The organism is Pedobacter sp. GSP4, from assembly GCF_051857575.1.
Classification (GTDB): Bacteria; Bacteroidota; Bacteroidia; order Sphingobacteriales; family Sphingobacteriaceae; genus Pedobacter.
Genome location: NZ_JBPZIR010000002.1, coordinates 698333 through 720878, shown reverse-complemented (window position 1 = coordinate 720878; position 22546 = coordinate 698333). Strand labels below are relative to the sequence as shown.

At 40.7% G+C, this 22546-nt stretch carries 20 protein-coding genes; 6 read left to right on the top strand and 14 right to left on the bottom strand.

Annotated features, from left to right (window positions below; translation table 11 throughout):
- Window positions 1-5: 5 nt before the first annotated feature.
- The 3 genes from ACS5PU_RS06600 to ACS5PU_RS06590 form a co-directional block, all read right to left on the bottom strand.
- Window positions 6-1208, bottom strand: a complete 1203-nt coding sequence (locus ACS5PU_RS06600) for an acetate/propionate family kinase (protein ID WP_439458485.1) — start codon at window positions 1206-1208, stop codon at window positions 6-8.
- 1 nt (window position 1209) lies between these two features.
- Window positions 1210-3297 carry a phosphate acetyltransferase gene (pta, locus tag ACS5PU_RS06595; protein WP_439458484.1) on the bottom strand — a complete coding sequence of 696 codons (2088 nt, stop codon included), beginning with the start codon at window positions 3295-3297 and terminating at the stop codon, window positions 1210-1212.
- 218 nt (window positions 3298-3515) lie between these two features.
- Window positions 3516-3734, bottom strand: coding sequence for a DUF6965 family protein (locus ACS5PU_RS06590; protein WP_439458483.1), 219 nt, complete (start codon window positions 3732-3734; stop codon window positions 3516-3518).
- A 177-nt stretch (window positions 3735-3911) separates the two neighbouring features.
- Here ACS5PU_RS06590 and ACS5PU_RS06585 point away from each other — a divergent pair, with 177 nt between their 5' ends.
- Entirely contained in the window at window positions 3912-4589 is a 678-nt protein-coding gene (locus ACS5PU_RS06585; protein ID WP_439458482.1) for a competence protein, read from the top strand.
- A 169-nt stretch (window positions 4590-4758) separates the two neighbouring features.
- Window positions 4759-5160, top strand: coding sequence for a LytR/AlgR family response regulator transcription factor (locus tag ACS5PU_RS06580; protein ID WP_439458481.1), 402 nt, complete (start codon window positions 4759-4761; stop codon window positions 5158-5160).
- A 30-nt stretch (window positions 5161-5190) separates the two neighbouring features.
- On the opposite strand, the gene ACS5PU_RS06575 is transcribed toward ACS5PU_RS06580, so the two are convergent.
- Both ACS5PU_RS06575 and ACS5PU_RS06570 read right to left on the bottom strand, forming a co-directional pair.
- Window positions 5191-5778 (bottom strand): DUF4142 domain-containing protein, encoded by a 588-nt coding sequence (locus ACS5PU_RS06575; RefSeq protein ID WP_439458480.1) that lies wholly within the window; start codon window positions 5776-5778, stop codon window positions 5191-5193.
- 449 nt (window positions 5779-6227) lie between these two features.
- Window positions 6228-6434 carry a hypothetical protein gene (locus ACS5PU_RS06570; RefSeq protein ID WP_439458479.1) on the bottom strand — a complete coding sequence of 69 codons (207 nt, stop codon included), beginning with the start codon at window positions 6432-6434 and terminating at the stop codon, window positions 6228-6230.
- A gap of 235 nt (window positions 6435-6669) precedes the next feature.
- Here ACS5PU_RS06570 and ACS5PU_RS06565 point away from each other — a divergent pair, with 235 nt between their 5' ends.
- Together ACS5PU_RS06565 and ACS5PU_RS06560 are read left to right on the top strand one after the other, a co-directional pair.
- A complete protein-coding gene (locus ACS5PU_RS06565; protein WP_439458478.1) occupies window positions 6670-7314 on the top strand; it encodes a Crp/Fnr family transcriptional regulator in 645 nt (214 codons plus the stop codon).
- 11 nt (window positions 7315-7325) lie between these two features.
- A complete protein-coding gene (locus ACS5PU_RS06560; RefSeq protein ID WP_439458477.1) occupies window positions 7326-7910 on the top strand; it encodes an NTP transferase domain-containing protein in 585 nt (194 codons plus the stop codon).
- Here the strand turns inward: ACS5PU_RS06560 and ACS5PU_RS06555 are convergent.
- From ACS5PU_RS06555 to nirB, 7 genes are read right to left on the bottom strand one after another with little or no spacing between them, the layout of a single operon-like run.
- Window positions 7905-9383, bottom strand: coding sequence for a rubredoxin (locus tag ACS5PU_RS06555; RefSeq protein WP_439458476.1), 1479 nt, complete (start codon window positions 9381-9383; stop codon window positions 7905-7907). The genes ACS5PU_RS06560 and ACS5PU_RS06555 overlap by 6 nt on opposite strands.
- Before the next feature lies 1 nt (window position 9384).
- A complete protein-coding gene (locus ACS5PU_RS06550) occupies window positions 9385-9891 on the bottom strand; it encodes a nitrate reductase associated protein (RefSeq protein ID WP_439458475.1) in 507 nt (168 codons plus the stop codon).
- 11 nt (window positions 9892-9902) lie between these two features.
- On the bottom strand, window positions 9903-13451 hold the full coding sequence (locus tag ACS5PU_RS06545) for a molybdopterin-dependent oxidoreductase (RefSeq protein WP_439458474.1): 3549 nt from the start codon (window positions 13449-13451) through the stop codon (window positions 9903-9905).
- Window positions 13452-13497: 46 nt separating this feature from the next.
- Window positions 13498-14865 (bottom strand): MFS transporter, encoded by a 1368-nt coding sequence (locus ACS5PU_RS06540; protein WP_439458473.1) that lies wholly within the window; start codon window positions 14863-14865, stop codon window positions 13498-13500.
- A gap of 40 nt (window positions 14866-14905) precedes the next feature.
- Entirely contained in the window at window positions 14906-15301 is a 396-nt protein-coding gene (locus tag ACS5PU_RS06535) for a hypothetical protein (RefSeq protein ID WP_439458472.1), read from the bottom strand.
- A 48-nt stretch (window positions 15302-15349) separates the two neighbouring features.
- The gene (gene nirD / locus ACS5PU_RS06530; protein WP_439458471.1) at window positions 15350-15700 is read right to left on the bottom strand and encodes a nitrite reductase small subunit NirD; all 351 of its coding nucleotides are present in this window, start codon (window positions 15698-15700) and stop codon (window positions 15350-15352) included.
- Window positions 15701-15743: 43 nt separating this feature from the next.
- On the bottom strand, window positions 15744-18254 hold the full coding sequence (gene nirB / locus ACS5PU_RS06525) for a nitrite reductase large subunit NirB (RefSeq protein ID WP_439458470.1): 2511 nt from the start codon (window positions 18252-18254) through the stop codon (window positions 15744-15746).
- 244 nt (window positions 18255-18498) lie between these two features.
- On the opposite strand from nirB, the gene cobA reads away from it, so the two are divergent.
- Window positions 18499-19263: a uroporphyrinogen-III C-methyltransferase gene (gene cobA, locus ACS5PU_RS06520; RefSeq protein ID WP_439458469.1), complete on the top strand. Its 765-nt coding sequence runs from the start codon at window positions 18499-18501 to the stop codon at window positions 19261-19263.
- A 118-nt stretch (window positions 19264-19381) separates the two neighbouring features.
- On the opposite strand, the gene ACS5PU_RS06515 is transcribed toward cobA, so the two are convergent.
- Window positions 19382-20731, bottom strand: coding sequence for an alpha-L-fucosidase (locus ACS5PU_RS06515; RefSeq protein ID WP_439458468.1), 1350 nt, complete (start codon window positions 20729-20731; stop codon window positions 19382-19384).
- Between the two features lie 345 nt (window positions 20732-21076).
- Between ACS5PU_RS06515 and ACS5PU_RS06510 the strand changes: the two genes are divergently transcribed.
- Window positions 21077-21901 carry an ion transporter gene (locus ACS5PU_RS06510; RefSeq protein ID WP_439458467.1) on the top strand — a complete coding sequence of 275 codons (825 nt, stop codon included), beginning with the start codon at window positions 21077-21079 and terminating at the stop codon, window positions 21899-21901.
- 41 nt (window positions 21902-21942) lie between these two features.
- Here the strand turns inward: ACS5PU_RS06510 and ACS5PU_RS06505 are convergent, their stop codons facing one another.
- A complete protein-coding gene (locus ACS5PU_RS06505; protein ID WP_439458466.1) occupies window positions 21943-22254 on the bottom strand; it encodes a hypothetical protein in 312 nt (103 codons plus the stop codon).
- Window positions 22255-22546 lie beyond the last annotated feature (292 nt).

Sequence of the window (22546 nt, the reverse complement as noted above, 5' to 3'; positions counted from 1 at the left end):
GTAAATTAGTTAATGGTTAAAAGATCAAAACATTGGTGCGCAATTTCATATTCCTCGTTGGTTGGGATCACCATTATTTTAACTTTAGATGTGGTATTGCTGATTTCTTTAAGTTCGCCCTTGTAGGCATTGTTTAGTTCCGTATTTAATTCGATACCCAGATAATCCATCCCGGTACAAACTGATTCGCGCATATTGCTATCGTTTTCGCCAACACCTGCGGTAAAAACAATGGCATCTATACCATTCAGTATGGCAGCATAGGCGCCAATAAACTTTTTGATGCGGTAGGCATACAGCTGGAGCGCCAAAACTGCCGCTTGGTTTCCTTCGCCAACCAGCTTTCTGATGTCGCGCATATCACTCGAACCACCAACGCCCAAAAGCCCCGATTGTTTATTCAGCAATGTACTCAGCTGATCTAAGGTATAGCCCGAATGTTCCATCAAATGAAAGATCACCGAAGGGTCTATATCGCCAGACCTCGTGCCCATCATCAATCCGCTTAACGGACCAAAGCCCATGCTGGTATCAACCGATTTACCATCTTTAATGGCCGTAATGCTACAGCCATTGCCCAAATGGATGCTGATAATTTTGCTGCTAACTTTATTTAACTGTTTAATGGCCTGTTCGCTTACATATTTGTGGCTGGTGCCATGAAAGCCATATACCCTAATGCCGTGTTCTTTGTAATACCATTCGGGTATGGCGTAACGATAGGCCTGTTGCGGTATAGTTTGATGGAAAGCTGTATCAAATACCGCCACCTGTTTGGCTTTTACAAAAGTTTGTTCGGCAACTTCTATGCATTTGTAATTAACCGGATTGTGTAAAGGTGCTAAAGAAAATAGTTTTTTAATCTCTTTTTTAACGCCATCGGTAATCAATGTGGCACCGGCAAAATGCTCACCGCCATGTACTACGCGGTGGCCAACTGCCGAAATATCATCCGGACTGGATATTACCGCATATTCTCCTTCGCTTAATAAAGCTAAAACCTGTTTTAAGCCTTCGCCATGGTTGGCAATAAAGGCAGATAGCTCTATGCTGTGCTTACTGTTGTTAGAAAAAACATTGTGTTTGATAAACGAACCTTCAATGCCGATCCGCTCTACCAGACCGCTGCATATAGGAGCCTTTTCGGGCATTTTAAACAATTGGTATTTTAAAGAGCTGCTTCCTGAGTTAATGACTAAAATGTTCATGTTAAATATCTTGGCATTGAATCGCTGTAATTACAACGGTGTTAAAAATATCATCAACCGTACAGCCACGGCTTAAATCGTTTATTGGCTTGTTTAATCCCTGAAGCATTGGGCCAATGGCTAATGCCCCGGTTTCCCGTTGTACGGCTTTATAGGTGTTGTTGCCGGTGTTCAGATCAGGGAAAATAAGCACACTTGCTCTTCCAGCCACTGCTGAGCCCGGCAGCTTTTGTTGGCCAACCAGCGGATCAACTGCGGCATCATATTGTATCGGTCCCTCAATCTTTAATTCCGGATGCCTCGATTTAACAATGGCTGTTGCTTCGCGCACGCGTTCTACATCTTCGCCTTCGCCTGATGTACCCGACGAGTATGAGAGCATGGCAATCCGTGGTTCGATACCAAATTTGGCACTGCTCTCGGCCGATGAAATGGCAATCTCAGCAAGTTGCTGTGCGGTGGGGTTGGGGTTTACCGCACAATCGCCAAATATAGCCACACGCTCTGGCAGGCACATAAAAAAGATGGATGAAACGACCGATACCCCTGGCTTGGTTTTAACAAACTGTAATGCCGGCCTTATGGTGTGCTGGGTGGTGTGTACCGCGCCCGATACCATTCCATCTGCATCGCCTTTATATACCATCATGGTTCCAAAATACGAAACATCGGTCATCATATCCCTCGCCATTTCGAGGTTAACATTTTTGGCTTTACGCAATTCATGCAGGGTATCTACATAATCGTTATAATGCTCGGAGTGTACCGGATCGTATATTTTCAAGACATTGATATCCAAATTCAGTCCGAGCCTTTTGATGCTTGAACCAATTTCTGCCGGATCTCCCAACAGGGTAATGTCCACTATATCCTGGGCAATCAGTTTTTCTACAGCCTTTAGTATCCGTTCGTCGTTCCCTTCTGGTAAAACAATGTGTTTTTTATCACGCTTGGCCCATTTAACCAATTGATATTGGAACATGTGCGGCGTAATGCCTTGGTAACTGAAAGTGATGATTTTATTATCCAGTGCTTTGCTATCTACATATTTTTCAAAAAGTTCAATGGCCAACGCAATTTTCTTTTTGTTCTCTATGGTAATTTTGGAATGGATACCACCAATGGTTGTAGTGGTTTCGAAAGTACCTTTCTGTACAGATATAATCGGGATAATGGTTTGTAAACCTTCAATAAGTTTTATAATCGGTTCATCAGGAACGCTTCCGGCAGTTAATACAATTCCCGCAATTTTAGGATAATTGGCCGATAAGTTGGCCTGTAATGAACCGATAATGATGTCGCCCCGATCGCCAGGGGTTACAATAAGCAGGTTATCTTTAATGTGCCTTAAAAAGTTGGGCAGCATCATGGCACCAGTTACAAAATTATCAACCTGGTTATCCATCAGCTCGGCACCAAAAAGCACCTCGCCGCCCAATGCCAGTGTAATTTCTTTCATGGTAGGGCTTTGCAGTCCTGTTTCGGTAGGTATTACGGCAATAAGCAGTTCGGCCGGAAGCTGGTTGGTTAAGGCCTGCTTAATCCGCTCTGCTTCATCGGGATTAACCATATTGGCAACCACACCCAATACCTGTACATCCCTGAGTAAAAAGTTGCGGTAAATGTTAATGGCTGTTTTAAAAAGCTGACTGGCCGTTTTATTCTTGCCCGATACCACGATTAAAACCGGGGCGCCTAAATTTTTAGCCATCAATGCATTCGATTCGAACTCGAAAGCAATGCCCTCGCCCAAAAAATCGCTGCCCTCAATCACCGTAAAATCGTAATTATCTTCTAGTTTTTTGTATTTACTGATAATGGTATTGATCAAGGCGCCACTATCATCTGATTGATGCAGCATCTCTTGTCTGGTAAAAGCAAAAGCATCCTCATAATTTACTGGAAGTGAAAAATAATCCAGCATGGCTTCAATATGCTCATCTTTTTGATTAGGATCATCCTGCGCAATAATGGGTTTAAAATAGCCTACCTTTTGGGTTTTTGCCAGCAGCATATTGATCATTCCGAATGCGATTACCGATTTTCCTGTGTAAGGTTCGGCAGAGGCAATGAATATATTTTTAGTCATAAGGGTACATCAGGATAAATGGAAACCAATTATGCCCAATATAGTCCGAAATATTTATTTTAAAAACTAATGCCTGTTAAGTTTTAAAATTTTACCCATTACAGAAATTCCGCTGAAAAACGGCTACAGGCATGCGCAATGGAAATGTAATGGGGGCAATAGGTTCCTGCCTTTGTTATTTTAGGTGTGGATAATAAATAATATGCTGTTTATTAAATTTAACCGTTGGATTCGATGAGGAGTTTTAACATTTTTAACCGGTGTATAAGCGGTAAATTTACTTTCGCATCAGGATTTAGCTTTAAAGGGACTAAATGGCTTTCTAAAAAATGTTCGTAATTGGTAATCACAGTGGCCTCATTTAGGTAAATTGGAACCTGCTGTTTTCCGGCATTGGCAAAAAAATCTTCTAGTTGTTGTACTTCTGCGATGGTCATGCTGCAAAGCTAATAATTTTTGTGCAGTGAGGAGTTTAAAGTAGGACAATCAATTTTCAGGTCCTGCCGTCGCCAACCGCTACACGCCCATCGCTAAACCCTTGCCATACTAAAATAATTAGTTTAAATTTGTGTTCCCTAATTTAATTTTTGATTTGCCAAGCGTATTGTAAGAGAATGGAGAATAGCGAATTGAATAAAAATATTCCACTTCCTGTACCTATTCAGGACGTACCCTTACTGAAAAAAGAACATTACAGAAAGGAAACGGCTTGGCACCGCGATTGGAAATTGGCTTTTCCTCCTTCATTCAGGGAAATTGGCTTTTACGATGCCGAAAATGCAAACATTCACCGTGCCGATATATTTACACCTGCTGGCTACACCATCGAATTTCAAAATTCGCCCATTACCTTGGCCGAGCTCAATAGCAGGGAGGCATTTTATCCCAATCTGATCTGGGTTTTAAATGGAAAGAAATTTAAGGGCTTCAAAATTTTAAAACACCTGCCAGATGTAGACGACCCCAAACTGGAAGGCTATGAATTTTGCCATTCCGATCACTTATCGATGGTAAGGAAGGTAGAGGTGGAGCAAGGCTTGCTTAATCCCAAGGTACTTAATTTTTATCACCCCGAGCTGCAGGGTATTAAATTTACCTCAAACCTTTATTCTTTTTGCTGGAAACAACCACATAGTGTATGGTATTTAGCTACCGCAAAAATAATTGTAGACTTGGGAGGACATTTTTTATACGAGCTCAAACAGCGCAGGCAATTAAATGGAAATTATCCCTACTTAAAAATTTTAAGCCGCAAAACCTTTATCGATTGGCATACACCGCCTGAACTTTAGCTTTAAAATATATCGTACAGCCCTGTAGGTTAGGATTTACATGTGCGCAGGTTTAAATTGGCGCTGTGTTTTTTATGCAGATGCTTGCCCCAATCGGTAATCTTGGTCATTCAAAAGAAAATTTAGGCATGTTTTTTGGCTTATGTACCCCAAAAATACAAACCAAACTATGCAAGTAATTGACAGCCCTCAGCTCACCTGTGTTATTATAGATGATGACCAGCTCAGTATTGATATTTTAGAACATTTTATTGCCCGGACCGAAGAATTGACCACGGTTGGTACTTATACCGATCCGATAGATGGTATAATGGGTATTAGAGATAAAAATAAAGTAGATTTTTTATTTCTGGATATTGGCATGGAGGTTTCGGGAATTGATGTAGCCAAGGTAATCCGCGACCATGTTCGGTACCTGGTTTTTGTTACTGCCCACCAAAAATATGCCCTTGAGGCTTTTGGCGTGTATTGTGATAAGTTTTTGGTAAAACCGATAACCTACGAAAAAATAAACTCGGCCATTCAGGATATTCTTAAAAGAGATAGCCTAAGGAAGCTAAAAATGGATTAAACCTCCAAGAGATTTAATCCATTATTGCTATTATTTCATGCTGTCATTGATCTTGTTGATCATAACCAAATGGCTTTGTACCACTGGTGCAGTTTTGGTTGCAAATGCTTTTAAATCTACATCTTTACCATCTCTCGATTCATCTTCCATTAGTTTTAAGGTAGATTTATGTCCACTAACCATGGCATCTACATAAGCTTTGTCAAAATCTTTACCCGATTTTTTGCTCAGATCTTCCATTTTTTTCTTGTGTTCATCATCAACCGTACTGGGCAGGGTAATGTTTTTTTGCTTTGCAATGGCCATTAATTCGGTGTTTGCCATGCCATGGTCTTTAACCATCATCGTGGCAAATTCTTTAACCTGCTCATTGGTGCTTTTTTCGAGGGCCATTTTCCCCAGCTCTACTTCTGCCATACCACCAACTGCTGCCTGGGTTGTAAATTTGGCATCTGCTTCATCTACTGCAATACCGCCTGTAGCCATGGCATTTGTGGTGGTATCTTTTGCCATGTTTAAACTGTCGGCACTTTCTTTGGCATCCTTATTACCTCCGCTACAAGCCTGAAAGGCTATTGCGGAAGCCGAAACTGCCAAAACATACATTAACTTTTTCATATATATAGGGTTTTGTTGTATGTAAAGAACAGCTATTTTTTAAAAGGGTTTTCTTTTTAAAAAAATTATAGGGAATCTTAGTGTAAGTTTAAGCTAATTGTCAGCCTTAGGAGTTGATTGTTTTTATGAAAATCAATATGAATGCCCGCCTCTAAAATCGTCATTTCGAGCGGACCCGATAGCTATCGGGTGTAGCGCAGTCGAGAACCACGTATGTGCTCAGCGAAGCTAAATCGTTCTTAATAGATCTCTTTCCCGAATATTAGGGACATCGCTTCATCCGATAGGTATCTGATCGGGATGATGTTGGTTCTATAGGTGTCTGCCAATGGTAGCTTGTCGAATAGCTTTTGTTAAGCGTGTGTGTTGCGCATGCGTTATGGAAAGTGTAAAAATATGGCGGTAAACACCATAAAACAAAACCCGAACATTTGTCCGGGTTTTACTTTTTAAGCCTGAAGTTTTACTTTTTTAGCTTTTGGTTCTGCTTTTTCAGGCAGTTGTATCGATAAAATTAAATCGATGCTTTCTGAATTGGTTTCATAATCTGCTGCGATTTTTTCCCATCTTTTTAATTCTGCCTGTAAAGTTTCAATTTCTTTACCTAATGATTCGATCTTATTCTGAATTGATTTTCTAACGTTCGTATTTGCCATAACACAAATTTATAATTTGGCAGCATATCTTTAAACTTCTTTATGCCGGCGATGATTATTAAAAATGCTAAGTGTTCTATTTCAGGCAGTTTTGTTGCCATAAAATTTTCAACACTGGTTAATAAACTCCTAATTTGATTGCAACCTACAGAAATACCCAATCATTTGTTACTTTTACCTTACATCCTTGTAAATTATGAAGAAAAATAGTGGCTGCGATCTTAAAACCTGTTTTATGTGCCGTCTTACCTTAAAAGAATGGCATCCTGCAATTGAAAGCCATAAAAAGAATTTTATTGCCAAAAAAGGTGAGGTAATTATTCAGGAGGGAGATCCAGTCCGTGGGGTTTATTTTGTAAATTCGGGCAATGTAAAGGTGCACAAACATTGGGGCGATAAAGAATTGATTTTGCGTTTTGCAAATACTGGGGCTATTATTGGGCACAGGGGAATCAGCAATAACATTTCTACCTATCCAATATCTGCAACGGCTTTAGAAACCACCAAACTCTGTTTCGTTGATCTCGAATTTTTTAAAGCCACAATCAGGGTAAACCAGGAGTTTGCTTATGGCCTGTTGATGTTTTATGCCGATGAACTGCATACTTCTGAAAAGAAAATGAGGGATCTGGCGTTAATGTCGGTAAAAGGCCGTTTGGCTGTGGCTATTTTGGGGCTTAAAGTTCAGTTTGGTTTAAACGCAGCAGGTTTTTTAAATTTAGCCCTGAGCCGTCAAGATCTTGCCGCTTTTACCGGTGCAACCTACGAAACTGTTTTCAGAACGATGAATGAGCTGCTGGCAGAGAAATTAATTGTGGTAGAGGGCAAGCAAATTGGGATATTAGACGAAGCAGGACTAAAAGAACTGGGCAGTAAATAAAGCTGATTATAATGTTAGGTGTTATTTTATGTGGTGGACAAAGTTTAAGGATGGGGGCCGACAAGGGCTTGTTAAGCCATCAGAATAAACTTTGGGCACAGATTGCGCAGCATAAACTGCTTTCACTCCATATTCCGGTTAAATTTTCTGTTAACCACGCCCAAAGAGAAAGTTATGGCAATTATTTTGATCAAGAGGAACTTATCGTTGACCAAGCTGCTTTGGCTGTTAAAGGACCGCTGTTGGGAGTGCTTTCTGCGCATCTAACCAATCCACACGAAGATTTATTCTTATTGGCCTGCGATTTATTGCTGATGGAAAACAGGTTATTGGAAAAGTTATTTGAAGCCTATAAATCGACAACTCATTTCGATACTTATATTTTTACCAAAAGTGGCCAGGAAGAACCTTTGTGCGGTATTTATACAGCTAATGGCCTGAAAAAGATTACGCATATCTCGGAAACTACAGGTTTGGCAAAACACAGCATGAAATTTATATTGGGCCAGTTAAAGGTTTGCCAAATAGCTGTTGAGGATCAAGATTACCGCAGTTTCGAAAATTTTAATTCGCATGCCGAAATAAACGGCTTATAATAACTGTAATGCAGATTGCTCAATCTTGGTGAAATTGTCTTTTTCGGCTTCGCAAAGGCTGCAGCAGTAATTATCGGGTAAATCTGTAAATAACGTGCCGGCACTAATATTCTGCTCCAAATCCCCAATACGTTCGTTATATACGGTTAGGCAGCTGTTGCATTGATATAAAAATACCCCATCTTTTTTTATCGGTTCTTCTGCCTGGAAATGATGTTGTTGGTTGGTTTTGATGGCGTTGAGCCGGTATTTATAAAACTTGAAAATAGAACGTCTTAACTGCTCGGGCAGTAAAAAGCCCGGGTTGCCGCGGCTAAATATTTCTCCTGTACGTTCGTTCGGGTTAAAGTCTTTCGCACATAAAATATCGTAAACGGGCAAAAGCTTTAGGCCAAATAGGTTAATCAGGTAGCGTTGCTGGATGAGAATACTGCTAAACACTTCACTTTTTTTACGCGTCTTAATGCCGAAACAGATACCAAAAGTTCGGGTATCATCTATACTTAAGTGCTTTACCAAAAAACTTTTTAGGGCCAAGCCTTCATTGCAGTTATCTTCTACCTGAAAATTAAGTTCGTTAGCGGCATGGCGCATATTTACCTCAAATTCTTCTAGCAGCACATTCCAAAGGCTTTTATCCTGTTCGCTAATACCTTTTACAATAATGGTTTTCCAAGAGGTACAGCATAGTTGCCCCAATTTAGTACTTAGGCAAAGCTGACATAGTTTTTTTAAAAAAGCAATGCTGAAAAGTTCATCGCGCCGGTATATGCCCAGCCAATATTTATTGTTGTAGCGGTTTAAACCTTCGTAATAAGGTAAGTTAAAAGAAGATAGGGAAACGGACTGTACTGCCGGTTTGATGATGAATTCTTCGCAATTGAGCAAGGCAAAAAGCGCTTCGCCACTGGCATTGGCATTATCGATAAACTGAGCCGGGTTATTTTTAATGATGGATTCTATGGCCTGGGTTATACGCGCAATGTGGTTGGTGTAACAAAGCTGGTTCCACTCGTATATTACATTTGTTTTTGGGAAACGGATAATCAGGTGCCAGTAATGTTCTGAGTTTGATGAAGCTATCCAATTGATATTGCCCGTTAACATTGGGGTAAAACTTTGGTCGCTATCGCAGATGTTTACCTTTACCGATGGCTTAAAATCGATATCATCTAAAATATCCTTATAAACCCCTTCTGTGAGCCAGGTGTTTCTGATAAATATTTCTTCGGCAGGGTATGAACTGATGATGTTTGGGAAATTATTGGTGTTTTCTTCGTAATCAATGCCCAGTTTATTCAGTTCGGTGGTAAAAATGGCAACATTATAGGTCGTGGTATCAATCAGTAACTGTTGGCGCAGGCCAAAACGCACATACTGTATACTGGCTTTGCTGGCAGCAACAAGGATGTTATATAGGTTTCCTGGTGAAATTATGCCGCCAGGAAAGTTAATGATGATGGTTTGATACATATTAGCGTGCTATAAGTCCAAATTCTGTTATCGCTTTTGGGAAATTTTTGTTTTCATGCCCAGGGCGGCACAGTTTTAAAAGTGCAAACCTTTGAATATTGCTGAGTTTTTGCCATTGGCCAATGGATAAGTTCCATTCAAATTCTGCTAATTTTTCCTCTAGCATGGCGGGTATCTGGTTTAAATTCCCCCAATCCGGAGATGGATCTACAGCCAATGTTGTAGCCTGGTTTCCGGTGTATTTCGTTATCAAACTAATCAGAAACTGATGGTACCTGACAGTTTCTTCACGTGTAAAAACGGGCAAAAGGGCCAGCTGTATTCTTTCTGTTGGATGAAATCTGCTCCATTCTGCCAGTTTCAGTTTAATACCTGCTGCATCCATGTTAAAGCGTACAACCATCGGAATGCAGCGCATGTTTTCTTCTATAAAATCTTCTTCGAACTGGAAATATTCAATCCCTTTAAGGTTTTTAAATTCGGAAGGCTCCATTTTTACTTTCATCATTGCCATGTTATTTATTCTGCCAATACAGCCTTAGGTTCTGTTTTTAAAACATTAACAAACGAATCTAAAATGGCTTTTACTTCTGGTCTGCAGCTGCCACAGCCCATTCCGGCGCCTGTGAGCTGGCAAAGCTGCAAATGGTCTTTGCAGCCATCTTTTATCTTGTTAATTAAATTGCCTTCGCCCACATTGTTGCAGCTGCAAACTGTTTTGCCTATAATAGGTTCGCTTGTTTTGCCACTTCTTAGAAGCTGAAGCCGTTTTTCGCTCAGTTCCATTTTGTTTTCAATAAGGTTGCGGAACTCTAAAAACTCACTTTTGTCTCCAATCAATATGGCGCCAACCAATTTATCATTATGTACAATGCACTTTTTATAGTAGCGTTTGGCCTTGTCGATAAAAACAATTTCCTCGTAAGTGGGGTCGTTGTTCGGAATTTCTGCCAAACCCAAAGAGCAAAGTTCCAGACTGTGCATTTTAAGGATATTCATCAGCAAACTTCCCTGGTAATATTTGGCGATATCTCCGCACAGAAACCTGGCTACAATTGCGGCCTGCTGCTCTGCGGCGGCGGTTATGCCATACATTTCGCCCTTAAATTCGGCAATTTCGCCAATAGCATAAATGTCTTTTTCGTTTGTGCGCAGGTATTCATCTACCACAACTCCTCTTTTACATTCTATACCTGCTTCTTTAATCAATTCGGTATTTGGAACAGTGCCGATCGCAATTACCAATGTTTCGCAATCCAGTATCAGCCCACTTTTTAAGCGGATACCCGAAATGTTCTTCTCGCCGATAATACGGTCTACTTCATCGTTGTAAAAAATCTCGATGCCCTTGCTTATCAGTTCTTCATGCAGCAGCTGACTGCCCAATGCATCGAGCTGGCGGCCCATTAAACGCGATATTCTTTGTATGATGGCCACTTTCGAACCTGTTTCGGCAAGTGAGGTGGCCATTTCGATTCCCAATAAACCGCCTCCAATAATGACCACCTTACCATTTGTGGTATCAACATGTTTTTTAAAACTATCGGCATCGGTTCGGCTCCGCATGGTAAATATGCCGTTCATTTTTGGAAGATCTTTAAGCACAAAAGCCCTGCTTCCAGTAGCCAATATAAGCACATCATAGTGGTGGGCTTGCCCTTTACTATCAATAACGGTTTTGTTCTCTTTGTCGATCTTTTCAATGCCAAGGCCCCTGTGCAGTTTTATCCTGTAATCAGTTTCCTCGCTATCGCTCATTTTAATCAGGTTGTGCCATGGCAGTGTACCGATAATGTAATCGGGGAGGAGCACCCTGTTGTAAAAAGGGAAATTTTCTTTGCTGAAAATTTCTATATCATCTTCGGTATTTAAGACCCTATAGCTTTTTACAAAACCACATGCACCAGCTCCGGCTCCGATAACAATGATTTTTTGCCTGGCCTTTTTATACAGTTTTACCTGTACCGCACTGAATTTAAAATCGGGTTCTTTGCTCAGCGGATCTACAAGGTTGTTGGTCAGGTTATTTACCCGGTTTAAATCGCTTTTCAAAATTAAACCCCAGTGCATAGGCATAAAAACAACCCCAGGTTTAATGTCTTCAGAAAATTTTGCCTTTACACGCACGTTCCCGCGTAAGCTTGAAATTTCAATGATATCGTTGTCCTTAACGTTGCGTTCTGCCGCATCTAAAGGATTTATTTCTAAAAACGACTCGCTAATGTGCTGGTTCAGTTTGTTAACCTTACCAGTTTTACTCCGCGTATGCCATTGATCGCGGATTCTCCCCGTGGTTAAAATCAAGGGGTGTTCTGGTGTTAAGGCTTCAGATTGATTGTGGTGATCGAATGAAACGATATTGGCTTTTTTATCCGGTGTATAAAACTGATGATCGGTGAATAATCTGGCCGTTCCATGGGCCTTTTCGGTTTTTGGGTATGGCCACTGTACGGCTCTTTTTTCTTGTAACAATTGATAATTAAGTCCACTGATATCGATGTTTGTTCCGGCGGTGAGGGCGGCATGTTCATCGTATATGGATGCCGCATCTTTAAAATCAAATCCATGAAAACCCATTTTCTGGGCAAAGCGGCAAATAATCTCCGAATCCGGCAAGGCCTCACCAGGTGCTTCAGTTATCTTGCTCAGGTAAGAGATGTACCTGCCCGCATTGGTCATGGTGCCTTCTTTTTCTACCCAGGCGGCAGCTGGCAATACCACATCAGCATATTTTAAGGTTTCTACTTTATTGCTGATATCTTGTATCACAACAAATTTAGCTTTTTTTAAACCTTCTTCTGCTACGCGTACATCGGGCAGGCTTATAAGTGGATTGGTACATAAAATCCATACGGCTTTAAGTTTTCCGCTGCTCAGTTCATCAAACATTTCGGTAGCCGTTAAACCTGGTTTGGACTGGATGGTGCCCAACGGTATTTTCCAGAATTTTTCTACTTCGTTTCTATGGCCTTCGTTGGCTAAATTGCGGTGTGCCGGAAGTAAATTGCTTAAACCGCCAACTTCCCGTCCGCCCATGGCATTGGGCTGGCCAGTAAGCGAAAAAGGGCCGCTCCCCGGTTTTCCGATATGGCCGGTAATGAGGTTTAGGTTAATTAGCGAAAGATTTTTGTGCGTACCTACTGCACTTTGGTTAAGTCCCATGGTCCACATGGAAATAAAACCTGTAGCATTGCCAATAAAATTGGCAGCCAGGCGGATATCGTTTTCTTCTATCCCACATATGGCTGCTGCTGCTGTAATTGAAGTTTCGAAAACGGTGCTACGGTATTTTTCGTAACCGTTGGTGTTGTTAATGATAAAATCGGTATCAATCTTTCCATTTTCTATCAAACAGCGGCCAATGGCATGATGCAAGGTAATATCTGTGCCCGGATTAAGCTGCAGGTGTACATCGGCCAATGAACAGGTTTGCGTTTTGCGCGGGTCGCTGACAATAATTTTTAAGTTAGGATTTTTTTGCTTTGCGGCTTCAACCCGGCGCCATAAAATAGGATGGCACCATGCCGGGTTTGCGCCTGCAACAAAAATACAATCGGCAATTTCAATATCATCATAGCTAATGGGCACGGTATCTTCGCCCAGGCTCATTTTATAACCAACAACCGCACTGCTCATACATAAGCGGCTGTTGGTATCGATGTTATTGCTACCGATAAAGCCTTTAATTAATTTGTTAACTACGTAATACTCTTCGTTTAAACATTGTCCGCTGGCATAAAAAGCCACACTGTCCGGACCATGTTTTTTAATAAGCGCCTTAAAAACAGCTGCTGTTCTATCCAGAGCGGTGTCCCAGCTTACTCTTTGCAATGGCATATTTTTGTTGTAGCGCATTTCGGGGTAGAGCAGGCGGTCGCTTTTATCATTTGCCGTGTAATGAAGGTTCATGCCTTTGCTGCATAACATTCCTTTATTTACAGGATGGTTTTTATCCCCTTCAACGGTAATCCTTTCGTGTGCATCTTTGCTTACCACAATGCCACAGCCTACGCCGCAGTAGCAGCACGTGGTTGTGTTGTTGGGCAATATGTTCTTTTCCTCTTTCAAATGATCGGCAGTGTTTGGGTAGGTTTACAGCTTGTCTTATCGGGTATTATTTGCTTGGTGTTAGCACAAGTTCATCTATTTCGGCTCTTTTCTGTGCCATAATGGTTCTGAAAATAAATACGGCAACGCCAATGCCAAGGATGATGAAGCCCAATAAGGTAAAGGCACTGGTATAATCAATCAGATCCTTTTGAACATTAATTCCGTTTTCGACTACATTTTTGGTGGCATGACCCGCCTTGGCCTTAAACATAAAGGCGATGAGCATGGCGCCAATATTGCCGCCAGCACCTACAATGCCCGCTACGCTGCCCACCGCAAGTGGATTAATGAAAGGAACAAGGCTGTAAGTTGCGCCATTGGCCATTTTTAGGCTAAGGCCAAAAAGAAACATCATAAAAATAGCCATGCCGATATTTCCCGATTTGGCAAACCAGATTAAGCCAATACCTTCTACCAATAATAGTATTGCTAATAGCAGTGTTTTGCCATCAAATCCCCAGGTTTTTCCAATTTTATCGGCTACAATTCCGCCCAATGGTCGTGCAAAAACATTTATCCAGCCAAAAATACCGGCCACCATTCCGGCTACAGCTATTGTTGCTCCAAAGGAATCGGTAAAGAAGATGGGCGCAAAATTATCGACTGTAATTTCTACACCAAAACAGGCAGCATAGGCAACGGTGAGTATCCAGGTGCGGTAATCTTTAGCGGCAATTAAAAAGGTGTTTTTGGTGCTTTTGATGTTCTCGTCTTTTATGTTTTTAAAATCACCCTGTGGAGAATCTAAAGTGTACCTGTGGTATAAAAATGCACAGATTAAAAGCATTACGCCGGGAAAAATCATGGCGAAGCGCCAGCTGTCTGCCGAGCTGCAAAAACCTAGCGCGGTAATTCCGGATGCAATTAAAGGCATAAACAAATTGGCGGCGCCACCACCTGCATTACCAAAACCACCTGCTGTTGCATTTGCAGTGCCTTTAATATTGGCCGCAAACATGATAGAAGTGTGGAACTGGGTAATTACAAATGAGGCGCCAATTACGCCAATTGCCAAGCGGAACAGTAAAAAAGAGGTATAAGATTGGCTGGTGCCAATTAAGAGTACTGGAATGGCACAGAGTACCAAAAGCCAGGTGTAAATCAGTTTCGGTCCGAATTTATCAATTAAGCGGCCAATAAGGAGGCGGGCAACTATAGTTGCAGAAACGGATGCAATTTGAATATTCCCTACCTGATCTTTTGTAAGGTGTAACTGCTCTCTTGCAATTTTCATTAAGGGAGCCATACCGAACCAGGCAAAAAAACAAAAGAAAAAGGTAAGCCAGGTGATGTGGAAGGTTTTCATCTGCACACCTTTAAAAGAAAATATATTAAGTTTATCCAGTGGTTTAGTAGCGGTTTGAGGTATCATAATAGTCGGTTTAAGCGTAAATAAATAAAAGTGGTTCCTGTTAAAATTTATAGCCTAAGCCAACGCCAACGTTCCATTCTCCATTTTTGGCTGCAGTTTTAGGGTTGTAGTATAATGGCATTTGTACCGCAACATGCTTAAAGGCAGCGGTTAAGCCGAAGCCAAGGTTTGGGGTTAGCATTTTGTTTTTGGGCGCGCCGGCTGCAACCTTATCTTCTTTAATTCTTAGGCTTGGCAGTAGGCCCAGTAAAACGGTGTAAGGTTTTTTGCTGAATTTAATGCTGGGGCCGGTACAATTGATAAATGCGCCATCATCTACATATCCGGCAACCAAAGTGCCATCAAAAAGAACGGCTTTTGTTTGTGCTTTTGCCGAAAAAACAGACATGGTAAGGGCAAGGCAGCCCATTATGGCTACATAATTTTTAATTTTCATGATGGTTGGTTTAAGTTTTTAAGAAGCGGTTGATCTTAGTGGGTTAGGTTAAGATTTTGGTGATGTACCGATGTAAACTGTTCCGTTCTCTATCTTTACGGGATAGGTTTTTATTGCACATTCATCTCCACTTAGGCATTCGCCAGTGTTTAAAGAGAATGTTTTTTTGTGAAACGGGCAGGCTACCTTAGGTTCATCGGTAATCGATCCAATCATTCCGCGGCTTAAAGCCATCTGTTTTTTGTGCGGGCACTCATTCTGCGTGGCGTACCATTCATTTCTTCTGGTAAAATAGAATAACGCAATTTGCTCTTCACCGTGTTTTACACATACCCCTCCATTTTCTACTGCATCTTCAACACGACATGCGGCTAACCAATTGTTTGTTGTTTCTGTCATAAAGATTAAGTTTAATTTAATAATTGTTGTTGATTATATTTGGTTAGACTATTTTCCATTCTGCGGTTCTTTTTTGTCCGCGCATTTCTACAAATTCAATTGAAGGGTCTTTTTCTTCAGGCGCATTTACGAAGTGGGAGAAGCGTTTTCTGATTGCTGGGTTTTCCACGGCTTCTTTCCACTCGCATTTGTAAGAACTGATCAGTTTTTCGATCTCACTTTCCCATTGTTCGGCCATGCCTAAACTGTCGTTAACAATTACATTGCGCAAATAATCAATTCCGCCTTCCATTTTATTTAACCAGGTAGCTGTTCTGGTAAGCGGATCGGCCGTACGGATGTAAAACATTAAGAACCTATCAATATATTTAATACAGGTTTCGCTGTCTAAATCGGTTGCCAGCAATAACGCGTGCTGCGGTTTGCTACCGCCATTTCCGCATACATATAAATTCCAGCCTTTTTCGGTCGCGATAATGCCAAAATCTTTGCTCTGTGCCTCTGCGCATTCTCTTATACAGCCACTTACTGCCGATTTAAATTTATGCGGTGCACGTATGCCGCGGTAACGTTCTTCAATCTGGATGGCAAAGCTCACACTGTCGTGCAAGCCGAACCTGCACCAGGTACTGCCCACGCAGCTTTTTACGGTTCTTAAGCCTTTGCCATAAGCGTGTCCGCTTTCAAAACCGGCTGCAATCAGTTCCTCCCATATGATAGGAAGATCGTTTAAGTGCGCACCAAATAGATCAATGCGCTGACCTCCTGTAATTTTGGTGTATAAATTGTATTTTTTGGCAACCTCGCCAATTACGATCAGTTTTTCAGGGGTTATCTCGCCTCCCGGTACACGCGGTACAACAGAATATGATCCGCCTTTTTGGATATTGGCCAAGAAACGGTCGTTACTGTCCTGTGCAACATCATTTCCTTTTTTTAGGATCATCTCATTCCAAAGACTGGCTAGGAGAGATGAGACCAAAGGTTTACAGACTTCGCAACCATCATTTTTACCTAAGGCATTTAATACTTCATCGTAACTTTTTAGTTCGTGGATATGGATCAGGTCGAAAAGTTCCTGCCGGCTGTAGTTAAAGTGCTCGCAGATTACGTTTTTGATATATTTTCCCTGCGATTTTAAGGTGTAATTCATTAAATCCTTAACCATTGGGATACAGCCACCGCAACCCGTACCTGCTTTGGTGCGTTTTTTAATGTCATCTACATTTTCACAGCCGTCTTCCGTTACTGCCGAGCAGATATCGCCTTTGCTTACGCCCTCACAGCTACATATTAATGCACTATCCGGCAAACCTGTAATTCCGGCACCAGCTGGTTCACTGCCGCCACGGCTGCCCAAAATAAGCTCTTCGGGATCTTCAGGAAGTACTATTTTGTTGTTAGAGGTTTGCAACAGCAGGTTATACGCTGTTGCATCTCCAATTAATATACCTCCTAAAAGGTATTGCCCGTCATTACTGATATTAATGCGTTTATAAATTCCTTTGTGTTTGTTTTCAAAAATGATGGTGCGGCAATCAGGTTCGGTAATAAAATTATCGCCAAAGCTGGCTACATCAATACCGATCAGTTTAAGTTTGGTACTCATGTCGAAACCGGTAAAAGTTTTATCGCCTGCACAAAGGTTGGCCGCCAAAACTTCGGCCATTTCGTAGCCAGGGGCAATTAAACCATAAATCATACCGTCGTACAGGGCACATTCGCCTATGGCAAATACAGCAGGGTCATTGGTCTGCATTTTTTCGTTCACTACGATTCCACCACGTGGACCAACCTCAATACCGCAGGCTTTTGCCAGCTCATCCCGAGGTTTAATGCCGGCCGAGATAACCAGCATATCGGCCTCTAAATGGGTATCGTCGCTAAATTTTAACGAAGTGATGCGGCCATCGCCCTCAATGCTCGAAGTATTTTTATTTAAATGTATCTGAAGGCCAAGGTCGGCCAGTTTGGATTTAAGCATATCGCTGCCGGCAGCGTCAATTTGCCTTGGCATTAACCTTGGTGCAAATTCAATTATACTGGTTTTATCAATACCCAGATCAATCAAGGCTTTGGCAGCTTCCAGTCCCAATAAACCACCGCCGATAACCGACGCGGTTTTTGCTTTTTTGGCATAATCGCTAATCAGGTCTAAATCTTCTATGGTACGGTAAACAAACACACCTTCCTTTTCGATGCCGGGAATGTTGGGTACAAAAGCACCAGAACCGGTGGCGAAAACAAGTATATCGTAAGCATAATCCAAACCATTACCGGTATATACCTTTTGTTGTTCGCGGTCTATCTTAACAATAGGGTTGTTTAAATATAGGGTGATATGCTGTTCCTGGTACCAGTTTGCTGTAGAAAGTGAAAGATCTTCGGCTGTTTTACCGTTAAAGTATTCGCTCAAGTGAACACGGTCGTATGCCCTGCGCGGTTCTTCGCCAAAAACAATCACATTAAATGAAGCTGTTTTTGATCTTAATTTTTCGCAGAATTTATAACCCACCATTCCATTTCCTATAACGATTATTTGTGGTTCTTTCATAAATCTTAAAGGTGTTTTGTTAGTGTTTGTTGATTTTAGTTTTGTTGGTTTGGTTGTTTTGTATTTTTTATCATAATGCGACCGTATTTAAAATGATCACTTTTTATTATTTATGATTATTGATATTCAAATATAGGTTAAAATTGAATTAAAAGTTATTAAAGTGTGATAAATATCATAAAATATTGAATTTTTTAATAAATTTTCATCACTTTTATATTTAAATAGTGAAATCATTAAAATTATGAATCAAAAAACTAACGATTTTGGGCTTTTTATAATGGGTGGAGGGCCTGGTGATCCTGAATTAATCACAATGAAAGCATTTAATGTGCTAAAAAGAGCAGAAGTTATACTATATGATAACTTAAGTAATGAAAAATTGCTAGAAATTGCTCCGAAAACCTGTAAAATGATCTATGTTGGCAAACAACCTTATAGTAATTACACGCCACAAGAGAAAATTAATGAATTAATTGTAGAAAATGCGCAAAATTATAAGGTGGTAGTACGTTTAAAGGGCGGCGATCCATTTATTTTTGGTAGGGGCTTCGAAGAATTGATTTATGCAGAAGCCAGGGGCATTAAATGCCACTATATTCCGGGGATTAGCAGTATGCAGGGCGCTGGTTTTATTGATGTGCCATTAACGCACCGCGGCATTAGCGAAAGTGTGTGGATATTGACCGGAACAAAAAAGGATGGGAGTTTAACAGCGGATTTAAAATGTGCCATGAAAAGTTCGGCTACTGTAGTAATATATATGGGTATGAAAAAAGTCGGCGAAATTGCTAAAGCCTATTGCGATGCAGGATTAGGCGACATGCCTGCTGCTGTTATACAACATGCTACACTGCCAAATCAAAAACAAATTGTATGTTCAGCAGGCAATTTACAGCAAGCTGCCGAAAATGCTGGATTAACTTATCCTGCCATTATTATAATAGGTAACGTGGTACAGGCTAAGGCTTATGCCAATTTAAACCAATCAGAATTGCTGTCGGCTTAAAGAGGGAAGATGTAGGATGGAAGATGTGCAATGGAAGAGGTAAAATGGAAATCAGGTGGTTTTAAATAAAAAAAGCCCGCAAGGTTTATTTTGCAGGCCTGCTAATTTAATGGGTTATTTATTTTAGCATTAATTCTATTACGGGAATTTCGAAGTCTGGTTTTTTCTTAGGTAGTTTTAAAACCAGCATATTTCCTGTTGATTTTTCAGTATCTACCTGGATTTCTGAGTTATCGTGCAGAAATTGCGTGTAGTTAACCTTGTCCTTATATCCATCTAAATAAATATAGCCTGTATTTGGATAGTCGAATAAATGAACGTATAAACGCTTTGCATCTTTATTATAGGTAAGTTTAGTGCCTTCTGCTTCCTTAAAATCTGCCGGTGCAAAAGTACAGTGGTATATCGATTTGGAGTTGGCATGCATCCATAGGCTCAAGCTGTCTAAAGCAATGTTTGCCCTGTTATCGAACTCGCCACGTGCAGTAGGACCAACATTCAACAATAAATTACCACCGTTTGCTACTGATGTAATTAACAGATCCAGTAATTTTCTGTTGCTTTTCCAGGTGTTTTCATCACGGTGATATCCCCATGATCCTGAAAAGGTTTGGCAGGTTTCCCATACCTTGCCGCGGTATTTTTCCAGTTCTTTTGGTCCTACCTGTTCTGGTGTTTCAAAATCTGTACCATCTTCATAATCGTTTAAATCCAATCGGTTATCTACAATAATTCCGGGCTGTAATTTTCTTATCTGTTTCAATAGCTCAACTGATCCCCAATCATCCCGTCCTTTACCATTTTTGCCTGGGTACGAAAAATCTGCCCAAAGGATATCAATCTTACCGTATTTAGTTAACAACTCGGTAACCTGGTTGTACATGTACTTGCGGTACTTGGCCATGTCTTTGCCTTTATTCAGTTCGGCATAGCCATTGTCGTCATTTTTATCCAGCCTTTGCGGATGCATTACATCTATGGTAAAATCTGGATGGTGCCAGTCTATCAATGAGTAATAAAATCCAATTTTAATGCCCTCTGCTCTAAAAGCATCTACAAATTCTTTTACCAGATCTCTTTTGGCCTGTGTATTGGTGGCTTTGTAATCGGTGTATTTACTGTCAAAAAGCACAAAACCTTCATGGTGTTTGGTGGTCAAAACAGCATACTTCATTCCTGCACTTTTGGCTTCCTTAGCCCATTTTTTAGGGTCGAACTGATCGGGGTTAAACTGATCAAAGTATTTCTGATAATTGGCAGTGGTAATCCGCTCCCTGTTTTTTACCCATTCATGGCGTGCAGGTAAAGCATAAAGTCCCCAGTGGATGAACATCCCGAAACGGGCATCTGTCCACCATTCCATTCTTTTTGTTTTCTCGGCTGCAGTTTCGTTGCCTAAACGCTTTTGGGCAGATGCTGTATAAGCCAGGTTTAGCAATAATAAAATTGAAAGGATTGTTTTTCTCATGGTGTGTTCGATTTGGTTAGTGATCTAAAGGACTAATTTAGTGAGGTATATCCGATCATAATGATGGATTATGAGCAAATTATTAAGTGAAATTGGTTTCAACTTTCGGTTGAATTCGTCCATCGAAAAAAATGATCTCGTTTGATTGGTATTAATAAAAACTTTGCCACCGGTATGCTTGTTTGTTTTAACGTTGAACGATTAACCTGAAAGCTGTAACGATGAAAACTGAAAAGATACCTGAAAAACAGAATAAACAACCCGGTATAGAAGCCACTATGAACCCTAGGCCGGTGAAGTGGTAAATGGTTAAGTCGTAATTTTAATTGTAAAATTCAACAATACATGGCATCTGGTCTACCCAACGATTGGCGCTTTAAGCTGCACGAAGTTATTTATGAATCAAATACATCGGCCGGTAAGGCTTTTGATGTAGGTTTACTGATTGCCATTTTTTCGAGTATAATTGTAGTCATGCTCGATAGTGTGGTCAGCATCCATCAGCATTATGGAAAGCTGTTCAATATCATGGAATGGATTTTTGCCGCACTTTTTACCATTGAATATGGCTTAAGGTTAATCTGTATCCGAAAACCGATCAGATATGTAATCAGCCCTTTGGGGATTATTGATCTGATTGCCCTGCTTCCTTCTTACCTTAGCCTATTCTTTATCGGCGCACAATCGTTATTGGTTTTTAGGGCACTTCGGCTGCTCCGCGTATTCAGGATATTTAAGCTCGGACATTTTTTAACGGAGATTAATTTCCTCACCGCGGCCTTAAAAAACAGCGTAAGGAAAATCAGCATTTTTTTATTGACTGTTTTAACCATTACGGTTATTCTGGGATCGATTATGTATTTGGTAGAAAAGCGTGAAAATGGATTTTCTAATATTCCCGAAAGTATTTATTGGGCCATTGTTACCATTACAACGGTGGGTTATGGCGATATTTCGCCCATTACGCCGCTCGGTAAATTCGTGGCTTCGGTGGTGATGTTGATCGGCTACGCCATTATTGCTGTGCCAACTGGTATTATTACCCACGATATAGCCGTTGCAAGCCGGCAAAAAAAGGAACTGCCCGAATCATGTCCAAGTTGTAGTAGGGAAGGGCACGATAGCGATGCTTTGTTTTGCAAATTCTGCGGCTCATCCTTATTCAAATAAGCAATGCCAGCTCAATTGCAAGCTGGCATTGGTTGTGGAGCTTACAGCATTTCGCCATCCTCTTCATCATAAGCATCTGGATCTTTGTCCAGCTCCTCTATGTCCGATTCATTATAATCTTGAGTTTCTTCCTCCTCCTGGTCATCTTCTTCCTCGTCTTCCGGTCCGTTAATTTCTTGGTTTAACTGCGTACCTTCACCATCTGCAAACTGAACTTCTCCAGCTGTGTATTCCTCATCTTCATCATCGCTGGGGGCATGTCCATCAGCAGCGTTTCCCTGCGAACGGTTAATCTGAAACTGCTCGATATTTTGAATATCGTCTTCTGGTTGGTTGTTTTCTTGATTTTCCATGGTATTTTTTTCTATTAAAACAGGTAGAAAATAGATTAAGTTTAGTCAATCTATAACTTGCTTAGATGCTGAAGTTGTAGATAGGAATAACTCACGTACGGGCAATCAAAGATTGGCCAATCATTTAAATCTATGTTGTATGCAACTTTTATCTGTTTAAATGTGCGTGATTTAAGCTAGGTTAAAGCAGGTCGTAATATTTTAGCAGGCTATTGGGTTTGCTGATTTAGAAAAACATCATGAAAAATTTATTGCTAAATCAAAAACTGTGTTTATCTTTAATTTACTAAAA

What these genes read in the sequence shown, in the direction of transcription:
- ACS5PU_RS06515 (WP_439458468.1), bottom strand. Translation starts at nt 20,731, where the DNA reads ATGAGAAAAACAATCCTTTCAATTTTATTATTGCTAAACCTGGCTTAT.
- ACS5PU_RS06510 (WP_439458467.1), top strand. Translation starts at nt 21,077, where the DNA reads ATGGCATCTGGTCTACCCAACGATTGGCGCTTTAAGCTGCACGAAGTT.
- ACS5PU_RS06580 (WP_439458481.1), top strand. Translation starts at nt 4,759, where the DNA reads ATGCAAGTAATTGACAGCCCTCAGCTCACCTGTGTTATTATAGATGAT.
- ACS5PU_RS06575 (WP_439458480.1), bottom strand. Translation starts at nt 5,778, where the DNA reads ATGAAAAAGTTAATGTATGTTTTGGCAGTTTCGGCTTCCGCAATAGCC.
- ACS5PU_RS06535 (WP_439458472.1), bottom strand. Translation starts at nt 15,301, where the DNA reads ATGAAAATTAAAAATTATGTAGCCATAATGGGCTGCCTTGCCCTTACC.
- ACS5PU_RS06560 (WP_439458477.1), top strand. Translation starts at nt 7,326, where the DNA reads ATGTTAGGTGTTATTTTATGTGGTGGACAAAGTTTAAGGATGGGGGCC.
- ACS5PU_RS06505 (WP_439458466.1), bottom strand. Translation starts at nt 22,254, where the DNA reads ATGGAAAATCAAGAAAACAACCAACCAGAAGACGATATTCAAAATATC.
- ACS5PU_RS06550 (WP_439458475.1), bottom strand. Translation starts at nt 9,891, where the DNA reads ATGATGAAAGTAAAAATGGAGCCTTCCGAATTTAAAAACCTTAAAGGG.
- cobA (WP_439458469.1), top strand. Translation starts at nt 18,499, where the DNA reads ATGAATCAAAAAACTAACGATTTTGGGCTTTTTATAATGGGTGGAGGG.
- pta (WP_439458484.1), bottom strand. Translation starts at nt 3,297, where the DNA reads ATGACTAAAAATATATTCATTGCCTCTGCCGAACCTTACACAGGAAAA.
- ACS5PU_RS06585 (WP_439458482.1), top strand. Translation starts at nt 3,912, where the DNA reads ATGGAGAATAGCGAATTGAATAAAAATATTCCACTTCCTGTACCTATT.
- ACS5PU_RS06590 (WP_439458483.1), bottom strand. Translation starts at nt 3,734, where the DNA reads ATGACCATCGCAGAAGTACAACAACTAGAAGATTTTTTTGCCAATGCC.
- ACS5PU_RS06565 (WP_439458478.1), top strand. Translation starts at nt 6,670, where the DNA reads ATGTGCCGTCTTACCTTAAAAGAATGGCATCCTGCAATTGAAAGCCAT.
- nirD (WP_439458471.1), bottom strand. Translation starts at nt 15,700, where the DNA reads ATGACAGAAACAACAAACAATTGGTTAGCCGCATGTCGTGTTGAAGAT.
- ACS5PU_RS06570 (WP_439458479.1), bottom strand. Translation starts at nt 6,434, where the DNA reads ATGGCAAATACGAACGTTAGAAAATCAATTCAGAATAAGATCGAATCA.
- nirB (WP_439458470.1), bottom strand. Translation starts at nt 18,254, where the DNA reads ATGAAAGAACCACAAATAATCGTTATAGGAAATGGAATGGTGGGTTAT.
- ACS5PU_RS06600 (WP_439458485.1), bottom strand. Translation starts at nt 1,208, where the DNA reads ATGAACATTTTAGTCATTAACTCAGGAAGCAGCTCTTTAAAATACCAA.
- ACS5PU_RS06555 (WP_439458476.1), bottom strand. Translation starts at nt 9,383, where the DNA reads ATGTATCAAACCATCATCATTAACTTTCCTGGCGGCATAATTTCACCA.
- ACS5PU_RS06540 (WP_439458473.1), bottom strand. Translation starts at nt 14,865, where the DNA reads ATGATACCTCAAACCGCTACTAAACCACTGGATAAACTTAATATATTT.